The 15,790-nt window shown below is 63.7% G+C and carries 15 protein-coding genes; 3 read left to right on the forward strand and 12 right to left on the reverse strand.

Annotation, left to right across the window (positions count from 1 at the left end; genetic code table 11):
• Window positions 1-5 precede the first annotated feature (5 nt).
• From dnaX to recR, 3 genes are all read left to right on the forward strand, one after another.
• A complete protein-coding gene (gene dnaX / locus APH36_RS17675) occupies window positions 6-2,069 on the forward strand; it encodes a DNA polymerase III subunit gamma/tau (protein ID WP_060499652.1) in 2,064 nt (687 codons plus the stop codon).
• Window positions 2,070-2,133: 64 nt separating this feature from the next.
• On the forward strand, window positions 2,134-2,469 hold the full coding sequence (locus APH36_RS17680) for a YbaB/EbfC family nucleoid-associated protein (protein ID WP_003254305.1): 336 nt from the start codon (window positions 2,134-2,136) through the stop codon (window positions 2,467-2,469).
• Window positions 2,470-2,613: 144 nt separating this feature from the next.
• Window positions 2,614-3,216 (forward strand): recombination mediator RecR, encoded by a 603-nt coding sequence (gene recR, locus APH36_RS17685; RefSeq protein WP_027609459.1) that lies wholly within the window; start codon window positions 2,614-2,616, stop codon window positions 3,214-3,216.
• Window positions 3,217-3,257: 41 nt separating this feature from the next.
• Here recR and APH36_RS17690 read toward each other — a convergent pair whose 3' ends face one another.
• From APH36_RS17690 to ccoN, 12 genes are all read right to left on the reverse strand, one after another.
• Window positions 3,258-3,806, reverse strand: coding sequence for an adenine phosphoribosyltransferase (locus tag APH36_RS17690; protein WP_016711710.1), 549 nt, complete (start codon window positions 3,804-3,806; stop codon window positions 3,258-3,260).
• A 55-nt stretch (window positions 3,807-3,861) separates the two neighbouring features.
• Window positions 3,862-4,596, reverse strand: coding sequence for a Crp/Fnr family transcriptional regulator FnrA (fnrA, locus tag APH36_RS17695; protein WP_060499653.1), 735 nt, complete (start codon window positions 4,594-4,596; stop codon window positions 3,862-3,864).
• A gap of 186 nt (window positions 4,597-4,782) precedes the next feature.
• The gene (hemN, locus tag APH36_RS17700; RefSeq protein WP_060499654.1) at window positions 4,783-6,165 is read right to left on the reverse strand and encodes an oxygen-independent coproporphyrinogen III oxidase; all 1,383 of its coding nucleotides are present in this window, start codon (window positions 6,163-6,165) and stop codon (window positions 4,783-4,785) included.
• Window positions 6,166-6,269: 104 nt separating this feature from the next.
• Window positions 6,270-6,953: a sulfite exporter TauE/SafE family protein gene (locus APH36_RS17705; protein WP_060499655.1), complete on the reverse strand. Its 684-nt coding sequence runs from the start codon at window positions 6,951-6,953 to the stop codon at window positions 6,270-6,272.
• The gene (gene ccoS, locus APH36_RS17710) at window positions 6,946-7,161 is read right to left on the reverse strand and encodes a cbb3-type cytochrome oxidase assembly protein CcoS (RefSeq protein WP_021783040.1); all 216 of its coding nucleotides are present in this window, start codon (window positions 7,159-7,161) and stop codon (window positions 6,946-6,948) included. Before ccoS ends, APH36_RS17705 begins: the two co-directional genes overlap by 8 nt.
• Window positions 7,140-9,614 (reverse strand): heavy metal translocating P-type ATPase, encoded by a 2,475-nt coding sequence (locus APH36_RS17715; RefSeq protein ID WP_060499656.1) that lies wholly within the window; start codon window positions 9,612-9,614, stop codon window positions 7,140-7,142. Before APH36_RS17715 ends, ccoS begins: the two co-directional genes overlap by 22 nt.
• Window positions 9,615-9,807: 193 nt before the next feature.
• Window positions 9,808-10,335 (reverse strand): FixH family protein, encoded by a 528-nt coding sequence (locus APH36_RS17720; RefSeq protein WP_060499657.1) that lies wholly within the window; start codon window positions 10,333-10,335, stop codon window positions 9,808-9,810.
• 15 nt (window positions 10,336-10,350) lie between these two features.
• Window positions 10,351-11,766: a cytochrome c oxidase accessory protein CcoG gene (gene ccoG, locus APH36_RS17725; RefSeq protein ID WP_060499658.1), complete on the reverse strand. Its 1,416-nt coding sequence runs from the start codon at window positions 11,764-11,766 to the stop codon at window positions 10,351-10,353.
• Between the two features lie 258 nt (window positions 11,767-12,024).
• Window positions 12,025-13,005, reverse strand: a complete 981-nt coding sequence (gene ccoP / locus APH36_RS17730) for a cytochrome-c oxidase, cbb3-type subunit III (protein ID WP_060499659.1) — start codon at window positions 13,003-13,005, stop codon at window positions 12,025-12,027.
• The gene (locus APH36_RS17735) at window positions 13,002-13,193 is read right to left on the reverse strand and encodes a CcoQ/FixQ family Cbb3-type cytochrome c oxidase assembly chaperone (RefSeq protein ID WP_003254287.1); all 192 of its coding nucleotides are present in this window, start codon (window positions 13,191-13,193) and stop codon (window positions 13,002-13,004) included. Before APH36_RS17735 ends, ccoP begins: the two co-directional genes overlap by 4 nt.
• 5 nt (window positions 13,194-13,198) lie before the next feature.
• Window positions 13,199-13,807: a cytochrome-c oxidase, cbb3-type subunit II gene (ccoO, locus tag APH36_RS17740; RefSeq protein ID WP_016488340.1), complete on the reverse strand. Its 609-nt coding sequence runs from the start codon at window positions 13,805-13,807 to the stop codon at window positions 13,199-13,201.
• Window positions 13,807-15,249, reverse strand: a complete 1,443-nt coding sequence (ccoN, locus tag APH36_RS17745) for a cytochrome-c oxidase, cbb3-type subunit I (protein ID WP_003254284.1) — start codon at window positions 15,247-15,249, stop codon at window positions 13,807-13,809. Before ccoN ends, ccoO begins: the two co-directional genes overlap by 1 nt.
• Window positions 15,250-15,790 lie beyond the last annotated feature (541 nt).

The raw sequence follows: 15,790 nt of genomic DNA on the forward strand, positions 1-15,790 counted from the left end.
TTTCGATGAGTTATCAGGTTCTTGCACGTAAATGGCGTCCGCGCTCGTTCCGCGAAATGGTCGGCCAGGCCCATGTGCTCAAGGCCTTGATCAATGCCTTGGACAACCAGCGCCTGCACCACGCCTACCTGTTCACCGGTACCCGCGGTGTGGGCAAGACGACCATCGCCCGTATCATCGCCAAGTGCCTTAACTGCGAAACCGGCATCACCTCCACGCCGTGCGGCACCTGTTCGGTGTGCCGGGAGATCGACGAAGGCCGTTTCGTCGACCTGATCGAAATCGACGCCGCCAGCCGTACCAAGGTCGAAGACACCCGCGAACTGCTCGACAACGTGCAGTACGCCCCGAGCCGTGGGCGTTTCAAGGTCTACCTGATCGACGAAGTGCACATGCTCTCGACGCACTCCTTCAATGCCTTGCTCAAGACGCTGGAAGAGCCGCCGCCCTACGTCAAGTTCATCCTCGCCACCACCGACCCGCAGAAACTGCCGGCCACCATCCTGTCGCGCTGCCTGCAGTTCTCGCTGAAGAACATGAGCCCGGAGCGTGTGGTGGAGCACCTCAGCCACGTACTGGCTGCCGAAAACGTGCCGTTCGAACCGGATGCCCTGTGGCTGCTGGGCCGCGCGGCCGATGGTTCGATGCGTGACGCCATGAGCCTGACCGACCAGGCCATCGCCTTTGGCGAAGGCAAAGTGCTGGCCGCTGATGTGCGGGCGATGCTTGGCAGCCTGGATCATGGTCAGGTCTATGGCGTGCTGCAGGCCTTGCTGGAAGGTGATGCCCGGGCCTTGCTAGAGACCGTGCGCAACCTCGCCGAACAGGGCCCGGACTGGGCCGGCGTGCTGGCTGAAATGCTCAATGTGCTGCACCGCGTGGCCATTGCCCAGGCGCTGCCCGAGGCCGTGGACAACGGCCAGGGCGATCGCGAGCGGGTGCTGGCGCTGGCTCACGCGCTGCCGGCCGAAGACGTGCAGTTCTATTACCAGATGGGCCTGATCGGCCGCCGAGACCTGCCGTTGGCCCCGGACCCGCGTGGCGGCTTCGAAATGGTGCTGCTGCGCATGCTGGCGTTCCGCCCGGCCGATACCGACGACGCACCGAAACCGGTGCTAAAGCCAGTGGGGATCAGCCAGGCCACAGCTGATTCTGCAAAACCAGTGGCAGCGCCTGTAGTTGCCGTGGCGCCGCCAACGGTTGTGGTAGAACCTGCTGCGCCACCCGTTCAGGCCCCCGCGCCAGTCGAGCCGCCGCCTCAGCCTGCGGCCGAACCTGCTGCGGCCGTTGAGCCTGAGCCTGTTCCTGTGGTTGAGCCCGAACCCGAGTCCGAGCCAGCGGTAGAGGTGATCGACCTGCCATGGGAAGAGCCCGCAGCACCGCCGGCAGCGGTGGTGGCGCAACCTGAGCCAGTGCCCGCACCTGCGCCCGCAGTTCCAATCCAGCAGGCCGCCCCGGCCCATGATGATGAACCGCCTTTCGACCCGTCCGCCTACTCCGCCGTAGGCATGGACCGGGACGATGAGCCTCCCCTGGACGAAGACTATTACGGCGGTGAAAGTGACCCGGTCGGTTTCAGTTACCTGGACGAACTGGCCGAGCACATCCAGGAGGAAGCGCCCAAGCCGGTAGCCCAGCCGCTGCCAGCGGCCAAGCCGGCCACCGGCCTGGCCCTGCAATGGCTCGAATTATTCCCGCAGTTGCCTGTGTCCGGGATGACAGGCAACATCGCGGCAAACTGTACGCTGATCAGTGCAGAAGGCGACGACTGGCTGCTGCACCTGGATCCAGGTCAAGGCGCGCTGTTCAACACTACCCAGCAGCGACGCCTGAACGAAGCGCTCAACCAGCACCTGGGGCGCACGCTGAACCTGCGCATCGAGCTGATCCTGCCCGAGCAGGAGACTCCGGCCCAGGCCGCCGCGCGCAAGCGCGCCGAACGCCAGCAGGACGCGGTCACCTCGATCGAGCAGGATCCGTTGATCCAGCAGATGATCAAGTTGTTCGGTGCCAAGGTGCGGCAGGATACTATTGAGCCTGTAGAGGCCCTGGCCAATCAGGGCCAGTAACGGATAACCATGCGGCCGGCCCTGCGCCGGGCCGCATCACATGACCCAATCGAGGTATACCCCCATGATGAAAGGTGGCATGGCCGGCCTGATGAAGCAGGCCCAGCAGATGCAGGAAAAGATGCAGAAGATGCAGGAAGAGCTGGCCAACGCTGAAGTCACCGGCCAGTCCGGTGGTGGCCTGGTGAGCGTGGTGATGACCGGTCGTCACGACGTCAAGCGTGTCAGCATCGACCAGAGCCTGATGTCGACCGACGAGGACGACAAAGAAGTGCTGGAAGACCTGATCGCCGCCGCGCTGAACGACGCGGTGCGCAAGGTTGAGCAGAGCAGCCAGGAAAAGATGGGCGGCATGACGGCTGGCATGCAACTGCCGCCGGGCTTCAAGATGCCGTTCTAAGGGCATTGCGATACCGCAAACCGCCGCTGAATCCAGCGGCGGTTTTTTTTTGCAAAGATTTCAGCCAGGGCGCGGTCTACTGATTTGACGCCACTGCCCCCGCTGGGTATAAACCGCCTCTTATTGAATTGTCAGGCCTTTCTCATGAGCTTCAGCCCCCTCATCCGCCAACTGATCGACGGCCTGCGTATTCTGCCCGGTGTCGGCCAGAAAACCGCCCAGCGCATGGCCCTGCAACTGCTCGAGCGCGACCGCAGTGGCGGGCTGCGCCTGGCCCAAGCGTTGACCCAGGCCATGGAAGGTGTTGGCCATTGCCGTCAGTGCCGTACCCTGACCGAGCAGGAGCTGTGCCCGCAATGCGCCGACACGCGCCGTGATGACACCCAGCTGTGCGTGGTCGAGGGGCCGACCGATGTGTATGCCGTGGAGCAGACCGGCTACCGTGGCCGTTACTTCGTGCTCAAGGGCCACCTGTCGCCGCTGGACGGCCTGGGGCCGGAGGCGATTGGCATTCCGCAACTGATGGCGCGTATCGAGGAACAGGGCACCTTTACCGAGGTGATCCTGGCGACCAACCCGACGGTGGAAGGGGAGGCGACAGCGCATTACATTGCGCAGTTGCTGGCTGAGAAGGGGTTGGTGGCTTCGCGGATTGCCCATGGCGTGCCGCTGGGTGGCGAGCTGGAGATGGTGGATGGCGGGACATTGGCCCATGCCTTTGCGGGGCGGCGGCCGATTTCGCTCTGATTTGAAATTGCCGGGGCTGTAAAGCAGCCCCGGAAGCCAACTCAGTATTCGCTGAGGGAAAACTCGGTCAGGCAGAAGGTAGGCACCCCAGCCGCCTGCAACCGGCGCGACCCGTCCAGCTCTGGCAAGTCAATGATCGCCGCCGCCTCGAACACCTGCGCCCCGGTACGACGTACCAGGTTGGCCGCCGCCAGCAGCGTTCCGCCCGTGGCAATCAGGTCATCGAAGATCAACACCGAATCACCTTCGCACAGGCTGTCGGCGTGCACTTCCAGGAAGGCCTCGCCGTACTCAGTCTGGTAGCCCTCGCTCAGCACGTCAGCCGGCAGTTTGCCTTGCTTGCGGAACAGGATCAGCGGCTTGTTCAGCTGGTGGGCGATGATCGAACCAATCAGAAAGCCCCGCGCATCCATGGCACCAATGTGGCTGAACTCGGCCTCGACATAGCGCTCGATGAACTGGTCGGCCACATAGCGCAGCCCGCGCGGCGACTGGAACAGCGGGGTAATGTCGCGGAAGATCACGCCTGGCTTGGGGAAGTCCACTACCGGGCGGATGAGGGCTTTGAGGTCGAAGGTGTCGCTGTGCATTGTTGCGGGCATCCTGGGAAAACGAATGCCCAAGTATACCCGCTAAACGCTGGCCTCAGGCCTCGATTGCACCACCGGCCAGCGCACACAGCTGGATCGGGTCGAGAATGTGCACTTCCTTGCCTTCGGCGCGGATCAGGCCATTCTGCTGGAACCGGGTGAACACCCGCGAAACGGTTTCCACCGCCAGGCCCAGATAATTACCGATTTCGTTGCGCGACATGCTTAGGCGGAACTGGTTGGCCGAATAGCCGCGGGCGCGGAAGCGTGCCGACAGGTTGACCAGGAAGGTGGCAATGCGCTCGTCGGCGGTTTTTTTCGACAGCAGCAGCATCATTTGCTGGTCGTCGCGGATTTCCCGGCTCATCACCCGCATCAGATGGCGGCGTAGCTGCGGCAGCTGTACCGACAGCTCGTCGAGGCGCTCGAAGGGAATCTCGCACACGGAAGTGGTTTCCTGAGCCTGCGCCGATACCGGGTAGGCCTCGGTGTCCATGCCCGACAGCCCGACCAGCTCGCTGGGCAGGTGGAAGCCGGTAATCTGCTCTTCGCCGCTGTCGCTGAGGCTGAAGGTTTTCAGGGCGCCGGAACGTACCGCGTAGACCGAGCCGAAATTGTCACCCTGGCGGAACAGGAACTCGCCTTTTTTCAGCGGGCGGCCGCGTTTGACGATTTCATCCAGTGCATCCATGTCTTCCAGGTTCAGCGAAAGAGGCAGGCACAGGGGGGCCAGGCTGCAGTCCTTGCAGTGGGCCTGGTTGTGTGGGCGCAGTTTGACTGGCTCGGACATTTGAATCGATCCTTGTGGGAAAGCACACATAAGTCGTAAGGGTAACCTACGACACAGGGTGTAGGCCAGTGTGCGCGTTTTTGGTGCGCACTGGCGAAACCCCGGCAGGTGCCCTGCCGGGAGTCCTTGTGTGCCCATAGTGTGCCCGGCAAGGAAACTTGTCCATGCGGTTGAACGCCTCGGTTTTCAGATCACCCGCGAGAAGCGCTGGCGGTTTTGCATGGCCAGGTAGGCGTCGAACACCATGCACACCGAGCGTGCCAGCAAGCGGCCCGCCGGCAAGATGCGGATGCCTTTGTCGTCCAGGCTGATCAGGCCGTCGCGCTGCAAGGTCAGCAGCTCGGGCCAGAGGTCGTTGAAGTAGCCGCGAAAATCGATAGTGAAGGCCTGTTCGATCGGCTCGAAGTCCAGCTCGAAATGGCAGATCAGCTGCTGGATCACGGCCCGGCGGATACGGTCGTCGTGGTTGCACAGCAGGCCGCGCTGGGTGGCCAGCTGGGCGTTGGACAGGCTGTCCTGATAGGTGTTGAGGTCGCTGCTGTTCTGGCAGTACAGATCGCCGATCTGGCTGATGGCCGACACGCCCAGGCCAATCAGGTCGCAGTGCCCGTGGGTGGTGTAGCCTTGGAAGTTGCGCTGCAGGGTGCCTTCCTCCTGGGCAATGGCCAGCTCGTCGTCGGGCAGGGCGAAGTGGTCCATGCCGATGTAGCGGTAACCGGCGGCGGTCAGTTGGTCGATGGTGGCGTGCAGCATCTCCAGCTTGGCCGCCGCGCTGGGCAGGTCGTTGTTGTCAATGCGCCGCTGCGGCATGAAGCGCTCGGGCAGGTGGGCGTAGTTGAACACCGACAGCCGGTCGGGCTGCAAGCGGATCACCTCTTCGACGGTGCGGGCAAAGCCTTCCGGGGTTTGCTTGGGCAGGCCGTAGATCAGGTCGAGGTTGACCGAGCGGAACTGCAACGTGCGTGCGGCTTCGATCAAGGTGCGGGTTTGCTCAAGGCTTTGCAAGCGGTTGACCGCACGCTGCACGGCAGGGTCCAAGTCCTGCACGCCCAGGCTGACGCGGTTGAAACCCAGCTCGCGCAGCAGGCCCATGGTCGACCAGTCGGCTTCGCGGGGGTCGATTTCGATGCCGTAGTCGCCAGAGTCGTCGTCCAGCAGGTGGAAGTGCTGGCGCAGGGTGGCCATCAGCTGGCGCAGTTCCACATGGCTGAGAAAGGTCGGCGTGCCGCCGCCGAAATGCAGCTGTTCAACACGTTGTTTAGGGGCCAGGTGGCAGGCGATCAGCTGGATTTCCTGCTCCAGGCGCTGCAAATAGGGCGCAGCGCGGGCGCGGTCCTTGGTGATGACCTTGTTGCAGGCGCAGTAGTAGCAGATGTTGGCGCAGAACGGCACATGCACGTACAGCGACAGCGGGCGCACGGCTCGACGGCTCTCGCGCAGGGCATGGAGCAGGTCGAACGAGCCCACCTCGCTGTGCAGTTGCACGGCGGTCGGGTAAGAGGTGTAGCGTGGTCCGGCCAGATCGTAGCGGCGGATCAGGTCGGTATCCCAACGTAGGTCGTCGAGCATGAGGGCGGTCCCCGGAAAGAGCAGCAGTGCACCGGAGTCTATGGCCGTCTGTAGGAAACTGTGTTGATTTGTATCAAGGGCATCGGGGCGTCAAAGCGGCCCCATCAATGCCCCATCAGCCAATGCTGGTGCGGCCCGGGCAGGGTCCACACCCCAAACAGCATCACCAACACCCCGCCAGCCACCCGCACACTGCGCCGTCTCAACAAAGCGTTTACCCGCTCTGCTGCCAACCCGGTAGCCAGCAGCACTGGCCACGTCCCCACCCCGAACGCCAGCATCAACGCCGCGCTATACCCGGCGTTGCCCTGGCTGGCCGCCCACAACAGGGTGCTGTACACCAACCCGCACGGCAGCCACCCCCACAGCGCGCCCAGCAACAATGCCCGGGGCAGGCTGGATACCGGCAGCAAGCGCGAAGCGACCGGCTGGATGTGCCGCCACAGCCCCCGGCCCAGCGCTTCGATGCGGGTCAGCCCGCTCCACCAGCCGGCCAGGTACAGCCCCATGGCAATCAGCAGCAGTGCCGCCAGCGCCCGCAGTGCCAGTGCTGCCGGGCTGCTGGCCACGGCCCAGCCAGCCAGGCCCAGCAGCAGGCCGGCACAGGCATAGCTGGTAATGCGCCCGAGGTTGTACGCCAGCAGCAGGCGCAAACGCCGGCCACGCTGTTCGGGCGGGATGGCCAGGGTCAGTGCGCCCATCAGGCCGCCGCACATGCCCAGGCAATGGCCGCCGCCAAGCAGGCCAAGGACCAGTGCCGAGCCCAGCAGGGGAAGCAGGTCAGGCACGGGGCGGTGGTTCCTTGTCGGTGTCGGCCGGGGCGTCGTCAGGTTTTACCGCCGCCTGGTGGCGCGGGTCCTGGTCGTCGAAGAGGATACTATGGGCGGGGCCTTCAAGGTCGTCGTACTGGCCGCTGTCCACCGCCCAGAAGAAGATGTACACGGCCACGCCCACCAGCAGCAAAGCGGCGGGAATCATGACATAGAGGGCGGGCATGGCGACTTCCTCCCGGGCAGGGGTGTTTCGGTGTTCGGCAAGGCCGCTGCCGGGTGCATGCGGGTCAGGCGCAGGGCATTGAGCACCACGATCAGCGAGCTGACCGACATGCCGATGGCGGCCCAAACCGGGGTAATCCAGCCGAGCGCGGCAAACGGCAACATCAGGCCATTATACAGCGATGCCCATAGCAGGTTTTCGAGGATGTTGCGGCGGGTGCGGCGGGCCAGGTCGAAGGCCTGCACCAGTGCCTGAAGGCGGTTGGACAGCAGCACCGCATCGGCGCTGGTCTTGGCAAGATCCGTGGCACTGCCCATGGCGATGCTGATATCGGCGGCGGCCAGTACTGGCACGTCGTTGACCCCGTCACCCAGCATCAGCACCTTGCTTCCGGCTGCCTGCAACGCTTTCAGCCGGTCCAGCTTGTCGTCCGGGCGCAGGCCGCCAATGGCCTGGTCTATACCCAGCTGCGCGGCCACTTCGGCGACCATCGGCGAGCTGTCGCCCGACAGCAGCAGCGTACGCCAGCCCCGGGCCTTGCAGGCGGCGAGCAGGGCAGGCGCATCGTCGCGCAGTCGGTCGTCCAGGCCGAACCAGGCCAGCGGCCCCTGGCGGTCACCCAGCAGCAACCACTGGCCGCGCGGTTCCGGCACGCCGGGGATCTCCGCGCCGCTCAGGGCACAGACGAAGGTGGCCTGGCCAATGCGCAGGCGCTGGCCGTCCACCAGGCCTTCCAGGCCCAGGCCGGGTACGGTCTGCACATCATCCGCGGGTGTGGCGGTGCGGCCAAAGGCGCGGGCGATGGGGTGTTCGGAGCGGTTTTCCAGCGCGGCTGCCAGGGCCAGGCAGCGGTCGGCGGGCAGGCTGCCGAGTGGGCGGATGCTGCGCAGGGTAAGGCGGCCTTCGGTCAGTGTGCCGGTCTTGTCGAAAATCACCGTGTCGATCTGGTTCAGGCCTTCCAGCACATGGCCACGGGTGACCAGCAGACCGAGCTTGTGCAGGGTGCCGGTGGCGGCGGTCAGCGCCGTTGGCGTGGCCAGGGACAACGCGCAGGGACAGGTGGCTACCAGCATCGCCAGCACGATCCAGAACGCCCGTGCTGGGTCCAGATACCACCACCACAAGCCAATGGCCACGGCGGCCAGCAGCGAGAACAGCAGGAACCACTGCGAGGCCCGGTCGGCGATTTCGGCCAGGCGTGGTTTTTCGGTTTGCGCGCGTTCCAGCAGGCGCACGATGGCCGACAGCCGCGAATCGTGGCCCAGTGCTTCAACCTCCACGTTCAGCGTGCTTTCGACGTTCAGCGTGCCGCCGGTGACCCGTTCGCCCACCCGGCGCGGTTGTGGCAGGTATTCGCCGGTCAGCAGCGATTCATCCACACTGGAGCGGCCTTCGACAATGCGCCCGTCGGCGGGGATCACGGCGCCCGGCAGTACTTGCACCGTGTCGCCGCATTGCAGTTCGCTGAGCAGGATGCGTTCGCTGCGGCCGAGGGCGTCCAGGCGCAGGCACGAGGCCGGCAGCAGGTTGACCAGTTGCGCGGTGGCGGCGGCAGTGCGTTCGCGGGCGCGGCGCTCCAGGTAGCGGCCCGTGAGCAGGAACAGGGCGAACATGCCCACGGTGTCGAAATACAGCTCGCCACTGCCGGTGATGGCGGTCCAGATGCCGGCGCCGAAGGCCAGGCCAATGGCCAGCGATACCGAAACGTCCATGGTCAGGTGGCGGGTGCGCAGGTCGCGTGCTGCGCCTTTGAAGAACGGTGCGCAGCTGTAGAACACGATGGGGATGGTGAGGAACAGCGCCACCCAGCGCAGGATGGTGTGCAGTTCAGGCGACAGGTCGATGTTGAATTCCGGCCAGGTGGCCATGGTTGCCATCATCGCCTGGAACCACAGCAGCCCGGCCACGCCCAGGCGGCGCAGGGCGCTGCGGTTTTCGCGGGCCAGCTGTTCGGCGGCCTGGTCGGGTTGGTAGGGGTGGGCGGCGTAGCCAATCTGGCGCAGCTCGGCCAGCAGGCGCGAGAGCGGCTGTTGCTTGTCGTCCCAGTTCAGCAGCAGACGGTGGTTGGACAGGTTCAGGCGGACTTCGGCGACGCCGGGCAGGTTGCGCAGGTGCTTTTCGATCAGCCAGCCGCAGGCGGCGCAGCTGATGCCTTCGACCAGCAGCGTGGTTTCGGCCAGCTCGCCCTGGTGGCGCACGAAGCTTTGCTGCACGTCGCTACGGTCGTACAGGGCCAGCTCGTCTTGCAGCTGTTTGGGCAAGGCTTCGGGGTTGGCGCTGTTGTCGCTGCGGTGCTGGTAGTAGTGCTCCAGGCCACCGGCAACGATCGACTCGGCCACCGCCTGGCAACCGGGGCAGCAGAACTGCCGAGGCTGGCCAAGGACCACGGCGGTGAAGCGGCTGCCAGCGGGGACGGGCAGGGCGCAGTGGTAGCAGGGGGTGGGCTGGGTCATCACATCATTGCCTTACACATTTCGCGAGCGATACACATTACCTGTGGGAGCGGGCTTGCCCGCGAAGCAGGCGACGCGGTGGATGGCACGGGCTTCGTCCGTGTTCGCGGGCAAGCCCGCTCCCACAGTGATCGCGCCAACTTCTAGTTTTTGTGCAAGACAGTTACTCCCACAAGGGGCGGTGGTGGTGCAGTTATTGGTGTTCAGCACCTTGCAGCGCTTCGTCACCCAGCTGCAAGGTCACCCCATGCTCCACTTTTTCCTCTTCGAACAAGCGCCACACCTGGCCACCTTCGCTCCCCAGCAGCTCAACAAAGCGCCGCCCCTCCACCTTGTCCTCCAGTTGCCCCACATAACGCCCTGCTTCAACCCGGCTCAGCAGCACCCTGCGGTCTTTCTCTGGCTGGGTAGGCGAAATCAGGTTCAGCTCCAGGCTCTGCGGGCCGCTGTTGCCGGTCAGGCGCAGGTCCACTTCGCCGGTAAGCTCGTCCAGGTGCACGCTGGCCTTCAGCCCCAGCTGCTGCGCCAGCAGTTCACGGTCCAGCGAGCGGTTGATGCCCTTGCCGGCCTCGTAGTAGTTGTCGTTCACCAGGTTGTCCGGGTTGTTCACGGCGATACTGACCATGGTCAGGCTCAGGCACACCGAGGTGGTGAGGATGCCGATGATGATCCAGGGCCAGAGGTGCTTGTACCAGGGGCTGGCGGCGGTGGCGACAGGCATTGTGCGTTATCTCTCTTAGCGGATCTGTGGGCCGATGAAACGGCTCTTGGCTTCAACCTGGGCGTCACTGTCGTCGGCGCTTTTAAGGATGAAGGTGATTTCGTTGGTGGTCGAGGGCAGCTTCTCGGGGGCCACCGACAGCTGCACCGGAAGGCTGACGATATCACCGGCAGCCACGCGGATCTCGCGCTGGCCCTCAAGCTTGAGGTCTGGCAGGCCGGCGGCGTCCAGTACGTAGACGTGGTCGCGCTGGTCCTTGTTCATCACCTTCAGGCTGTACACGTTCTCGATCCTGCCCTGGGCGTTCTCGCGGTACAGCACGCGGTCTTTGCTGACGTCGAAGCCGACCAGCGAGCGGGTGGCGAAGGCGGTGGCCAGGCCGATGATCATCACCAGCAGCACCACGGCATAGCCGATCAGGCGCGGGCGCAGCATGTGGGTCTTCTGCCCGGACAGGTTGTGTTCAGTGGTGTAGCTGATAAGCCCTTTGGGGTAGTTCATCTTGTCCATGATGCCGTCACAGGCGTCGATGCACGCGGCGCAGCCAATGCACTCGATCTGCAGGCCGTCACGGATGTCGATGCCGGTAGGGCAGACCTGGACGCACATGGTGCAGTCGATGCAGTCGCCCAGCCCCTGTGCCTTGTAGTCGGCATCCTTTTTACGCGGGCCGCGGGTTTCGCCGCGGCGCGGGTCGTAGGAAACGATCAGTGTGTCCTTGTCGAACATCACGCTCTGGAAGCGTGCGTAGGGGCACATGTAAACGCACACCTGTTCGCGCAGCCAGCCGGCGTTGCCGTAGGTGGCGAGGGTGAAGAACCCGACCCAGAAGTAGGCCCAGCCATCGGCCTGGCCTGTGAAGAATTCGATGACCAGTTCGCGGATGGGCGAGAAATAGCCCACAAAGGTCATGCCGGTGACGAAACCGATCAGCAGCCACAGGCTGTGCTTGGCGAATTTGCGCAGGAACTTGTTGCCGCTCATGGGGGCTTTGTCGAGCTTCATGCGCTGGTTGCGGTCGCCTTCGGTGACTTTTTCGCACCACATGAAAATCCATGTCCACACGCTTTGCGGGCAGGTGTAGCCGCACCACACCCGGCCGGCGAACACGGTGATGAAGAACAGGCCGAAGGCGGCGACGATCAGGATGCCCGACAGTAGGATGAAGTCCTGCGGCCAGATGGTGGCGCCGAAAATGTAGAACTTGCGCTCGGGCAGGTTCCACCATACGGCCTGGTGACCACCCCAGTTCAGCCATACGGTGCCGAAGTAGAGCAGGAACAACACGGCACCACCGACCATGCGCAGGCGGCGGAACAGGCCGGTGAAGGCGCGGGTGTAGATCTTTTCCCGGGAGGCGTAGAGGTCGACGGAATCCTTCCCTTTGCTGGCAGGCGGGGTGACGTCATGTACCGGAATTTGCTTGCTCATCATCAAGTCCCACGGCAGTGGAGAAACGCCGCGGCCAGTGCGTGCCGGCCGCAGTCTCGCGCAATCTGCTAGCGCTCTACGGCCCATGATACGCCGCTGATGGCGGTATGGGGTCGCACTGCGACCTTTAGTCGCGTTGGGTTTGTGGTGTGAATCGTGTTATGGCGGGTGTCAATTGATCCAGGTCAGTCTGGCGGTGGAAAACCGTTGTCAGTGCTGGCCTCTTCGCGGGCAAGCCCGCGAAGAGGCCAGGCCTGCTTACTCGGTCTTGGCCGGCGCCTGGTCCTGATGCGACAGGCTGTACACATAAGCCGCCAGCAAGTGCACCTTGTCATTACCCTGCAACTGTTCCTGCGCCGGCATCTGCCCCTGGCGACCATAACGGATGGTCTGTTGCAGCTGGGCAAAGCTGGACCCGTAGATGAACGCCTGCGGGTGGGTCAGGTTCGGTGCGCCCATGGCCGGTGTGCCTTTGCCTTCCGGCCCGTGGCAGGCCACGCAGTTGGCGGCGAAGATCTTCTGACCGTTCTCGGCATCGGCCTTGACGCCTTCCGGCAGGGTGCGGCCATCCAGCTTGCTGACCACGAACGCCGCCACGTCGGCCACGCCCTGATCACCGATCACCTCGGCCCAGGCCGGCATCACGCCGTGGCGGCCGCCCATGATGGTGGTCTTGATGGTGTCGGGCTCACCGCCCCAGCGCCAGTCGTTGTCGGTGAGGTTAGGGAAGCCGAAGGCACCCTTGGCGTCGGAACCGTGGCACACCGAGCAGTTGGAGGCGAACAGCCGTGCGCCCATTTTCAGCGCCTGCGGGTCCTTGGCCACGTCCTCGATGGGCATGGCGGCGAACTTGGCGAAGATCGGCCCGAAGCGGGCGTCGGCCTTGGCCATTTCCTTTTCCCACTCGTGCACACCGGTCCAGCCCGGCTGGCCGTTGGAAAACTCGGTCTGCTTTTCGTTGTCCAGGTACGAGTAGCCCGGCAGCACGCCTTTCCAGTTGCCCAGGCCCGGGTACAGCACCAGGTAGCCAAGGGCGAAGATGATGGTGCCGACGAACAGCCAGAACCACCATTTCGGCAGTGGGTTGTCGTACTCCTCGATGCCATCGAAGGCATGCCCGACGGTTTCGTCGGTCACTTCTTCGCGCTGCCCCTTGCGGGTGGACAGCAGCAGCCAGGTCAACGAGAAGATGGTGCCCAGGGTCAGGACGGTAACGTACAGACTCCAGAAGGTTGTCATTGTTGTTTGCTCCCAGAAGCTTTTGCTTGCTCGACGTGCCGGGTGGCCTCGGGGTCATCCGCGAAGGGCAGTTGGGTTGCTTCGTCGAAGTCCTTTTTACGCCGTGGGTTGAACACCCACAGCGCCAGGCCCACGAAGGCCACCATCACCACGACGGTGCCCAGGCCGCGAATCATCCCGATATCCATCAGCGTCACCGTTTGCTTTTGATGATGGTGCCAAGACCCTGCAGGTACGCGACGATAGCGTCCATTTCGGTCTTGCCCTTGACCGCGTCACGCGCGCCGGCTATGTCGGCGTCGGTGTACGGGGTGCCGAGTGTGCGCAGCACTTCCAGTTTTTTCGCGGTGTCCTTGCCGTCGAGCTTGTTCTCGACCAGCCACGGGTAGGACGGCATCTTTGACTCCGGTACCACGTTGCGCGGGTTGTACAGGTGCGCGCGGTGCCAGTCATCGGAGTAGCGGCCACCCACGCGGGCCAGGTCCGGCCCGGTACGCTTGGAGCCCCACAGGAACGGGTGGTCCCACACGCTTTCGCCGGCTACCGAGTAGTGGCCGTAGCGCTCGGTTTCGGCGCGGAACGGGCGGATCATCTGCGAGTGGCAGCCCACGCAACCTTCGCGGATGTAGATGTCGCGGCCTTCCACTTCCAGCGCGGTGCGCGGCTTCATGCCTTCAACGGGTTTGTTGGTGACGTCCTGGAAAAACAGCGGGACGATCTGGGTCAGGCCACCGACGCTCACGGCGATGACCATGAAGAAGGCCAGCAGGCCTATGTTCTTCTCGACGGCTTCATGCTTCATCAGTGCGCTCCCACAACGACGATCTTGGCGGCTTCCTCGGCCTGTGCCGGGTTGGCGGCACGTACGGTACGGAACACGTTGTAGGCCATCAGCAGCATGCCGCTGGCGAAGAACGCACCGCCCAGGGCGCGGACGATATAGCCAGGGTGGCTGGCCTGCAGGGCTTCGACGAAGGAGTAGGTGAGGGTGCCGTCATCGTTGATGGCGCGCCACATCAGGCCTTGGGTGATGCCGTTGACCCACATCGAGGCGATGTACAGCACGGTACCGATGGTGGCGAGCCAGAAGTGCGCGTTGATCAGGCCGATGCTGTGCATCTGCTCGCGGCCGTAGAGTTTCGGGATCATGTGGTACACGGCACCGATCGAGATCATGGCCACCCAGCCGAGGGCGCCGGCGTGGACGTGGCCGATGGTCCAGTCGGTGTAGTGCGACAGTGAGTTCACGGTCTTGATGGCCATCATCGGGCCTTCGAAGGTGGACATGCCGTAGAACGCCAGCGAAACGACCAAAAAGCGCAGGATCGGGTCGGTGCGCAGTTTGTGCCAGGCGCCCGACAGGGTCATCATGCCGTTGATCATGCCGCCCCAGCTTGGCGCCAGCAGGATGATCGACATCACCATGCCCAGCGACTGTGCCCAGTCAGGCAGGGCGGTGTAGTGCAGGTGGTGAGGGCCGGCCCAGATGTACAGGGTGATCAGCGCCCAGAAGTGGACGATCGACAGGCGATACGAGTAGATCGGCCGCTCGGCCTGCTTGGGCACGAAGTAGTACATCATCCCCAGGAAGCCGGTGGTGAGGAAGAAGCCCACGGCGTTGTGGCCGTACCACCACTGGATCATCGCGTCGGTGGCGCCGGAGTACGCCGAGTACGACTTGAACAGGCTCACTGGCAGCGAGATGTGGTTGACGATGTGCAGCATCGCGGTCACCACGATGAAGGCGCCGTAGAACCAGTTGCCGACATAGATGTGCTTGGTCTTGCGCTTGACGATGGTGCCGAAGAACACCAACCCGTAGGTCACCCAGACGATGGCCAGCAGGATCGCCAGCGGCCATTCGAGCTCGGCGTACTCCTTGGTGGTGGTATAGCCCATCGGCAGGGTGATCAGCGCGCCGACGATCACCGCCTGCCAACCCCAGAAGGTGAAGGCCGCCATGCTGTCGGAGATCAGCCGGGTCTGGCAGGTGCGCTGCACCACGTAGTAGCTGGTGCCGAACAGCGCGCAGCCCCCGAAGGCGAAGATCACCAGGTTGGTGTGCAGCGGGCGCAGGCGGCCGAAGCTGGTCCAGGGCAGGTCCAGATTCAGTTGCGGCCATACCAGCTGCGAGGCGATGAAGACGCCGAGGCCCATGCCAAGGATCCCCCAGACCACCGTCATGATGGCGAACTGGCGGACGACCTTATAGTTATAAGCAGTCGGACTGATTGCTGTGCTCATGCTAAGGTTCCACGGTTTTAATGTTCTTGTTGGTCGAAAAATCGGCGCCAGTATTGATAACCATCAGGGTTACCGCAACGCAACTTTGGTACGCCGACCCGTGTCCGAGCCCGTTCGCTGATGTCCCGCAGCGATCGGGTCCGGACGATTGTACACAAATAAATATTTGTAATGTGTACCGTTTTTCATCTTTTTCTGATCGATCGGTCAGGCTTTTTATCGGGACGGCGACAGGCTATGCGCCGCGTCTGCATCGGTCCTTTCGGAGCGAAGCCCACTGAGGCAACAAGCTTAGTTCTGTTCGGAGGGGGTGCAAGGAGGGGGTAGGGTGGGGGTAAGGCTTTCGTGTTGTGGTGGGGCGGATATCGAGCGCCGCCCGCGCGGCGCATCGCGAGCTGCGCTCGCTCCTACGTTTGCTTCGGGCCAGTAACGCCTGTTACAGGCGCGCGCGACCGCCTTGTTTGTACGACCCGATATTACGCCATGCGCCAAGGCGTTCGCGCGCAAATCCCCCAGGAATAATTGGCCCGAAACAGACGTA

Source organism: Pseudomonas sp. NBRC 111133 (assembly GCF_001320605.1).
In the GTDB taxonomy this organism is placed as follows: domain Bacteria; phylum Pseudomonadota; class Gammaproteobacteria; order Pseudomonadales; family Pseudomonadaceae; genus Aquipseudomonas; species Aquipseudomonas monteilii.

What these genes read in the sequence shown, in the direction of transcription:
- ccoS (WP_021783040.1), bottom strand. Translation starts at nt 7,161, where the DNA reads ATGCCCGCCCTCTATGTCATGATTCCCGCCGCTTTGCTGCTGGTGGGC.
- ccoN (WP_003254284.1), bottom strand. Translation starts at nt 15,249, where the DNA reads ATGAGCACAGCAATCAGTCCGACTGCTTATAACTATAAGGTCGTCCGC.
- recR (WP_027609459.1), top strand. Translation starts at nt 2,614, where the DNA reads ATGAGCTTCAGCCCCCTCATCCGCCAACTGATCGACGGCCTGCGTATT.
- dnaX (WP_060499652.1), top strand. Translation starts at nt 6, where the DNA reads ATGAGTTATCAGGTTCTTGCACGTAAATGGCGTCCGCGCTCGTTCCGC.
- APH36_RS17680 (WP_003254305.1), top strand. Translation starts at nt 2,134, where the DNA reads ATGATGAAAGGTGGCATGGCCGGCCTGATGAAGCAGGCCCAGCAGATG.
- hemN (WP_060499654.1), bottom strand. Translation starts at nt 6,165, where the DNA reads ATGCTCGACGACCTACGTTGGGATACCGACCTGATCCGCCGCTACGAT.
- APH36_RS17735 (WP_003254287.1), bottom strand. Translation starts at nt 13,193, where the DNA reads ATGGATATCGGGATGATTCGCGGCCTGGGCACCGTCGTGGTGATGGTG.
- ccoP (WP_060499659.1), bottom strand. Translation starts at nt 13,005, where the DNA reads ATGACAACCTTCTGGAGTCTGTACGTTACCGTCCTGACCCTGGGCACC.
- fnrA (WP_060499653.1), bottom strand. Translation starts at nt 4,596, where the DNA reads ATGTCCGAGCCAGTCAAACTGCGCCCACACAACCAGGCCCACTGCAAG.
- ccoG (WP_060499658.1), bottom strand. Translation starts at nt 11,766, where the DNA reads ATGAGCAAGCAAATTCCGGTACATGACGTCACCCCGCCTGCCAGCAAA.
- APH36_RS17715 (WP_060499656.1), bottom strand. Translation starts at nt 9,614, where the DNA reads ATGACCCAGCCCACCCCCTGCTACCACTGCGCCCTGCCCGTCCCCGCT.
- APH36_RS17720 (WP_060499657.1), bottom strand. Translation starts at nt 10,335, where the DNA reads ATGCCTGTCGCCACCGCCGCCAGCCCCTGGTACAAGCACCTCTGGCCC.
- APH36_RS17690 (WP_016711710.1), bottom strand. Translation starts at nt 3,806, where the DNA reads ATGCACAGCGACACCTTCGACCTCAAAGCCCTCATCCGCCCGGTAGTG.
- ccoO (WP_016488340.1), bottom strand. Translation starts at nt 13,807, where the DNA reads ATGAAGCATGAAGCCGTCGAGAAGAACATAGGCCTGCTGGCCTTCTTC.